This window comes from uncultured Aquincola sp. (assembly GCF_964001545.1).
Taxonomy (GTDB): Bacteria; Pseudomonadota; Gammaproteobacteria; order Burkholderiales; family Burkholderiaceae_C; genus Aquincola.
The window spans coordinates 1-6,000 of record NZ_CAXFDV010000050.1; the positions used below are offsets into that span (position 1 = coordinate 1).

Below are 6,000 nucleotides of genomic sequence, written 5' to 3' on the forward strand. Positions count from 1 at the left end.
AGCTGCAGCTGGGTTTCGGCGGCCAGGCGGCGGGCGGATTCGGCTTCGGCGCGGTGCTTCTGCAGCATCGCGGTGGCGTGCCAGAACACGGTGGCGGTGAGACCGGCCACCGCGGTGATCACCAGCGTGCTGCCGCGGCTGAACATCGGCGCCAGGTGCACCTCCAGCAGCAACCGGGACAGCTGGCGGCCCAGCTCATAGCCACCGATCACGCCCAAGCCGATGACGGGCAGCATCCAGCGGTAGCCGGGCCAGGGCAGGCCCTGGCCGGTCCAGCGCATCAGCGTGCTGCCCAGCAGCCAGCGGCCGCCATCCACCAGCAGCCACACCGAGTTGCCGATCAGCATCGACACCCCGATGTTGAGCAACAGCCCGGGTGAGCCGGCCAGCCACAAGGCCACGCCGATGACGGTGCAGAACAGCTGGTTGAAGACCAGGATCGTCAGCAGCCGGTTCGGCGTGTAGAAGCGTGCGGCGGGCAGGGCGGGCATGGGTTGCATTGTGGTCATGCCCAGCCCAGGGTCTGCGTCCACAGCCAGTGGCCCAGGAAGCGGCTGGGCATCAGCGCGAAGGCGCCGGCGATCAGGCAGCCGCCAAGGTAGGTGCGGCGCATGGCCCGCTGGTGCACGCCGATGCGCCGCTGCACCGCCGCCGTGACGCCGGCGGCCAGGCCGGCGAAGGTGAACACCGTCACCAGGTGGATGGGCGTGTAGCCGGCCAGGTTGGGCAGCCGGAAGTCGCGGATGAAGAGGCTGGTGACGGCGGCGGTGAGCATCAGGCCCACCCATACATAGCCGGCGCTGCGGTGCACGGGGGAGCCCTTGCGCGACCACAGGGCCACCGGGCCCAGCAGCAGGGCGCCGACGGCGGCGGCGATGTGCAGCTGGATGGATACGGGCAGGGCACTGAGGCTGGCGGCGGTGGTCATGGGAATCTCCGGGGGCGGGGGAGCTGTCGATGGGTGGCATCGTCGGCCGGCCGGCGGCGGCGGGCCAGCGGCTTGCGACGGTGGGGCGGCGCTGGGCGCGAACTGCGGGTGGCGCGGCGCGAACTGCAGGCGCCGCGGGGTGGCGTCACGGCTGCGGCTGCAGTGCGCGGCGATGGAAGTCGACGATGCGGGCCTGCGCTTCCACGCGCTGGGCGGCATCGAACCCCGGCACCGGCAGACCGCCGCGCACCTGTTGCGCCGCCACCGGGGCGGCCACTTCGGGCGGCCAGGGCCACAGCGCGTCGAAGTGGCCGCCGCCCTTCAGCTCACCCAACGAGGTGCAGCTGCCGCAGTGCCGCAGCACATGGTGGCTGTGGAAGTCGGGCGCCAGCACCTCGTCGCGCTCCGCGCCCAGCACGCCCACCGGAATGCGGATGCGCGCCAGGCTCTCGGCCGAGAAGATCGCCGCCACCGGCACCGCCAGCGTGACCACGGCGATGCGGGGGTCGGGCCGCGGGTCGGCATCCGGCTGACCGGCCTGTGGGGTGCGGCCGCCTTCCCAGCGCGTCAGTTCGGGCGGCAGGTAGGCCTCGGGCACGTCGCGGGCGCGGTCGAAGCTGGCTTGGCGGGCCGCCTGCTGCTCGGCCGTCAGCGCGCCGTTGAAGCAGAAGCCCCGGTCCGCTTGCAGATGCTGCTGGCAGTGCTGCACCAGCGACAGCGTGCGCCACTGGGCGCCGGCCAGCGACAGGCCGGTGACGCCGCCGGCCGACATGCCGTGCACGCCCACGCGGTCCAGCGCCAGGCGCGGGCCCCAGGCGGGGTCGGCCGCTAGCGCGTCGATCAGCCGCAGCACCTCTAGCGGCCGCTGGCGGAAGGCCACCGGGCCGGCCTGCGACGCATCCTGGTAGTTGTCGCCGGCATGCAGCGGCTGGGCCACGACAAAGCCGGCTTCGGCCAGCGCGCTGGCCAGGGCCTGGTCGGGCAGGGCGCTGCCGGCGGTGCCGTGCGACAAAACCACCAGCCGGCGCGGGGCGGCGGCGGGGCGCAGCGGCGCATCGGGCGCGGCCTGGATCTCGAACGGGCCGTAGCGCAGGGTTTGCATCGGCGCGTCGGTGGGGTAGCTCAGGGCCACCGGGCCGCCGGCCAGGGTGAGCACGGTGCGGCCGACCTGGGCGGCGGCCGGCGTCATGGGGGCGGCCAGCGCGAGGGCGGCGCTGACGGCCAGCAGCGGGGTGCGCAAGAGGTGGGACATGGCGGTGGAGCGGCAGTGGCGATGGGGCCACTGTGGCGACCGCCGGCCGTGCCGGCCAGCGCGGCGCGACGGGCTGCAGGCGCCGGGCGCGAGATGCCGATCAGCAGGCGCCAGCGGGGCGGTCCCGCGCTGCTGGCCGCGCTGCTTGTGTGCCGCGCAGGTGCCGCTCCGGTGACGCCCAAGTGCCGCCTGGGTGCCCTCGCTGCCCGCTGCGGTGCGCCGCGGCTCAGCGCCGCCGCTTCGTCGCCCCGCCGCCCAGCAGCGAGCCCAGCACGCCGCGCACCAGCTCGCGGCCGACGGCCGAGCCGATCTGCCGCACCGCCGAGCTGGCAGCGGCGTCGATCAGGCCGGGCTTGCGGCCGCCGCGCGGGCCGGTGCTGCCGAACACCAGATCCTTCAGCCCATCCATCAGCCCGCCGCCCGCGGCTTCGGCCGCGGCGCCGCCGCCTTGCTGCACGGCTTCGGTCAGCCGGTCGCCGGCTTCGGCGCTGGCCACGCCGCGGCCCTTGAGCTTTTCGTAGGCCGATTCGCGGTCCACCACCTTCTCGTACACGCCGGCCACCAAGGAGCCGGCGATCAGCGCCTGCCGCTGCTCGGGCGTGATCGGCCCGATCTGGCTGCCCGGCGGCAGCACGAACACGCGCTCGGTGATGCTGGGCCGGCCCTTGTCATCGAGGAAGCTGATCAGCGCCTCACCCACCGCCAGCTCGGTGATGGCGGCCTCGATGTCCAGCTTCGGGTTGGCGCGCATCGTGCTGGCCGCGCTCTTGACGGCCTTCTGGTCGCGCGGCGTGAAGGCGCGCAGCGCATGCTGCACCCGGTTGCCCAGCTGGGCCAGCACGGTGTCGGGCACGTCCAGCGGGTTCTGCGTCACGAAGTACACGCCCACGCCCTTGGAACGCACCAGGCGCACCACCAGCTCGATGCGCTCGACCAGCGCGGCGGGCGCGTCCTTGAACAGCAGGTGCGCCTCGTCGAAGAAGAACACCAGCTTGGGTTTTTCAGGGTCGCCGATCTCGGGCAGCTGCTCGAACAGCTCGCTCAACATCCACAGCAGGAAGGTGGCGTACAGCCGCGGCGCGTTCATCAGCTTGTCGGCGGCCAGGATGTTGATCACCCCTTGGTTGCCTGCGGCCCCTGTGGTGGCAGACATCACCGTTTGCATGAAGTCGGCGATGTCCAGCATGGGCTCGCCGAAAAACTGGTCGCCGCCCTGCTGCTCGATCTGCAGCAGGCCGCGCTGGATGGCGCCGATGCTGGCCGCGCTGACGTTGCCGTAGGTGGTGGTGAACTGGCTGGCGTTTTCGCCCACGTGCTGCAGCATGGCGCGCAGATCTTTCAGGTCCAGCAGCAGCAGGCCCTGGTCGTCGGCGATCTTGAACACCAGGTTGAGCACGCCGGCCTGCGTTTCGTTCAGCGCCAGCATGCGGGCCAGCAGCAGCGGCCCCATGTCGCTGACGGTGGCGCGCACCGGGTGGCCCTGCTGGCCGAACACGTCCCACAGCGTGGTGGGGCAGGCGACGGGCGCGGGTGCCTCCAGCCCGCGCTCGGCCAGCACCGCGGCCAGCTTGGGGCTGACGCTGCCGGCCTGGCTGATGCCGGTCAGGTCGCCCTTGACGTCGGCCATGAACACCGGCACGCCGATGCGGCTGAAGCCCTCGGCCATGGCCTGCAAGGTGATGGTCTTGCCGGTGCCGGTGGCGCCGGTGATCAGGCCGTGCCGGTTGGCCAGGCCCGGCAGCAGCTGGCATTCCACGGGGCCGTGGCGGGCGATGAGAAGGGGTTCGGGCATGGGGCGCTCTCCGGGGGAAACCGGCCGCAGTCTAAGCCGCGGTGGGCGCCGTTTTCAGCCCGCGTCGCGGCTGTCCACCAGGCCCACGATGGGCAGGCCCAGGCGCCTGGAGCAGGCGCGCATGGCCTTGTACACGCCTTCAGGCAGGGCCAGGTCGCCGTTCATCTTGGTCAGCGGCGAGCCATCCGGCTTGATGCGCAGGAACAGGCCCTTGACCTTGAGCAGCGGCCCGGCCTGCACCACCTCGTTCCAGCCGGTGATCTTCTTTTTCTTGGCTTCTTCCAGGTTGGTGTGTGCCAGCACCTGCTCGGGCGACATCAGGCGCATCGGCTGGCTGTCGAACAGGTGGTTGGTCTCGAAGAACTTGCGGTGCACCTCCTCGGCCAGCCGGCCGTCGTCCAGCGGCTTGTTGCCGGTGTGCGGCGCGGCGCGTGTGTTGGTGGTGGTGCCGGTGTGGTTCTCGAAGTTCTGGTCGCCGCCGCTGGCCGTCAGGATGCCCATCGGGTGGCACTGCAGGATGAGCCCGGCGTTGCCATAGATCACCGCGTTGTCGTGGGCGATGACCGAGGTGGACACCGCGCTCCACTTGTAGATCGTCTTGTCGAAGTCTTCCAGCGTGGGCACCGCCCGCTCGTCGTTGGGCAGCGAGGTGATGCTGAAGCGGTACTGCGCCTTGCGGCCGTCGCGGGTGATCAGCACCGGGGGCTTGAGCTTGTCGAACGCGTGGAAGGGCGGCAGCGTGTTCGGGTTGGTGAAGTTGGTGGGCATCCAGGCGGTGCGGCCCTGCACCGACAGGATGCTGGGGAACATCGAGCGGAACGCACGCCGCAACGCCTCGGTGTCCTTCATCGCCAGGTAGCGCTTGCGCAGCTCCGGCGCGTCGCTCAGCGGACGGCCGCGCACGGTGAACTCGGCCAACATCGTCGCCCGCATCACCTGCCGCTGCTCCTGTCGCTCGTCGCTGTTCTTGAAGGATTCGCTCAGCGACAGCGCGCCGTCCAGATCCTTGCGCGACAGGCCCAGGGTGAGGATCTTGTCCTCGATCATGCGGGCGTAGTGCTTGTTGATGGCACTCTGCTGACCCCGCTCGAAAGAGGAGCTCTGGTGCCGGCTTTCGTAGGCGCACAGGGGCTCGCTGCTGCGGATGTAGGCCAGGGTGGCATTCAGACGGTCGTTCATCTTCTGCGGTTCGCGGCAGGGCCGCGCATGCTGGCGCCCGTACCGGGCCGGCGCCCTCACCCCACGGTACTGCTGCAGGTGGGGCAGGGGGCACCGCTAAAATCCGGCGCGAGCATATCCAAACCACCTGCGCCTTCCGAGGTTTTTCGGCCTGGGCGCCGCGACGAGAAAGAGATTCATGGCCGGACATTCCAAATGGGCCAACATCCAGCACCGCAAGGGCCGCCAGGACGAAAAGCGCGGCAAGGTCTGGACCCGGGTGATCCGCGAGATCATGGTGGCGGCGCGCCAGGGCGGCGGCGACCCCAATGCCAACCCGCGGCTGCGGCTGGCGGGGGACAAGGCCAAGGCGGCCAACATGCCGGCCGACACCGTCAAGCGCAACATCGACAAGGCCACCGGCAACCTCGAAGGCGTTCACTACGAGGAAATCCGCTATGAGGGCTACGGCATCGGCGGCGCAGCCATCATCGTCGACTGCATGACCGACAACCGGGTGCGCACGGTGGCCGAAGTGCGCCACGCCTTCAGCAAGTACGGCGGCAACCTGGGCACCGAAGGTTCGGTGGCCTTTCAGTTCAAGCACTGCGGCCAGTTGGTGTTCGCGCCCGGCACCGACGAAGACAAGGTGATGGAAGTGGCGCTGGAGTCCGGCGCCGACGACGTGGTCGCCGGCGACGACGGCTCGATCGAGGTGCTGACGCCGCCCACCGAGTTCGAAGCGGTCAAGAACGCGCTGGAAGCGGCCGGCCTGAAGGCCGAGATCGCCGAAGTGACGATGCGCGCCGAAAACACCATCGAGATGGCCGGCGAAGACGCCCAGCGCATGCAGAAGCTGCTCGACGTCAT

The 6,000-nt window shown here is 70.7% G+C and carries 6 protein-coding genes; 1 reads left to right on the forward strand and 5 read right to left on the reverse strand.

Going from position 1 to position 6,000, the window contains the following annotated elements:
- From ABNT58_RS01800 to ABNT58_RS01820, 5 genes are all read right to left on the reverse strand, one after another.
- Window positions 1-491, reverse strand: a 491-nt coding sequence (locus ABNT58_RS01800) for a hypothetical protein (protein WP_348751804.1), incomplete at its 3' end; no start/stop codon positions are given.
- A 14-nt stretch (window positions 492-505) separates the two neighbouring features.
- The gene (locus ABNT58_RS01805; protein WP_348751805.1) at window positions 506-928 is read right to left on the reverse strand and encodes a DUF2306 domain-containing protein; all 423 of its coding nucleotides are present in this window, start codon (window positions 926-928) and stop codon (window positions 506-508) included.
- A gap of 145 nt (window positions 929-1,073) precedes the next feature.
- Window positions 1,074-2,180 (reverse strand): dienelactone hydrolase, encoded by a 1,107-nt coding sequence (locus ABNT58_RS01810; protein WP_348751806.1) that lies wholly within the window; start codon window positions 2,178-2,180, stop codon window positions 1,074-1,076.
- A gap of 226 nt (window positions 2,181-2,406) precedes the next feature.
- Window positions 2,407-3,972, reverse strand: a complete 1,566-nt coding sequence (locus ABNT58_RS01815; protein WP_348751807.1) for a helicase HerA-like domain-containing protein — start codon at window positions 3,970-3,972, stop codon at window positions 2,407-2,409.
- Between the two features lie 54 nt (window positions 3,973-4,026).
- On the reverse strand, window positions 4,027-5,151 hold the full coding sequence (locus tag ABNT58_RS01820) for a hypothetical protein (protein WP_348751808.1): 1,125 nt from the start codon (window positions 5,149-5,151) through the stop codon (window positions 4,027-4,029).
- A gap of 178 nt (window positions 5,152-5,329) precedes the next feature.
- Between ABNT58_RS01820 and ABNT58_RS01825 the strand changes: the two genes are divergently transcribed.
- Window positions 5,330-6,000: YebC/PmpR family DNA-binding transcriptional regulator (locus ABNT58_RS01825; RefSeq protein ID WP_348751809.1), on the forward strand; the 671-nt coding region annotated here is incomplete at its 3' end.

What these genes read in the sequence shown, in the direction of transcription:
- ABNT58_RS01820 (WP_348751808.1), bottom strand. Translation starts at nt 5,151, where the DNA reads ATGAACGACCGTCTGAATGCCACCCTGGCCTACATCCGCAGCAGCGAG.
- ABNT58_RS01805 (WP_348751805.1), bottom strand. Translation starts at nt 928, where the DNA reads ATGACCACCGCCGCCAGCCTCAGTGCCCTGCCCGTATCCATCCAGCTG.
- ABNT58_RS01810 (WP_348751806.1), bottom strand. Translation starts at nt 2,180, where the DNA reads ATGTCCCACCTCTTGCGCACCCCGCTGCTGGCCGTCAGCGCCGCCCTC.
- ABNT58_RS01815 (WP_348751807.1), bottom strand. Translation starts at nt 3,972, where the DNA reads ATGCCCGAACCCCTTCTCATCGCCCGCCACGGCCCCGTGGAATGCCAG.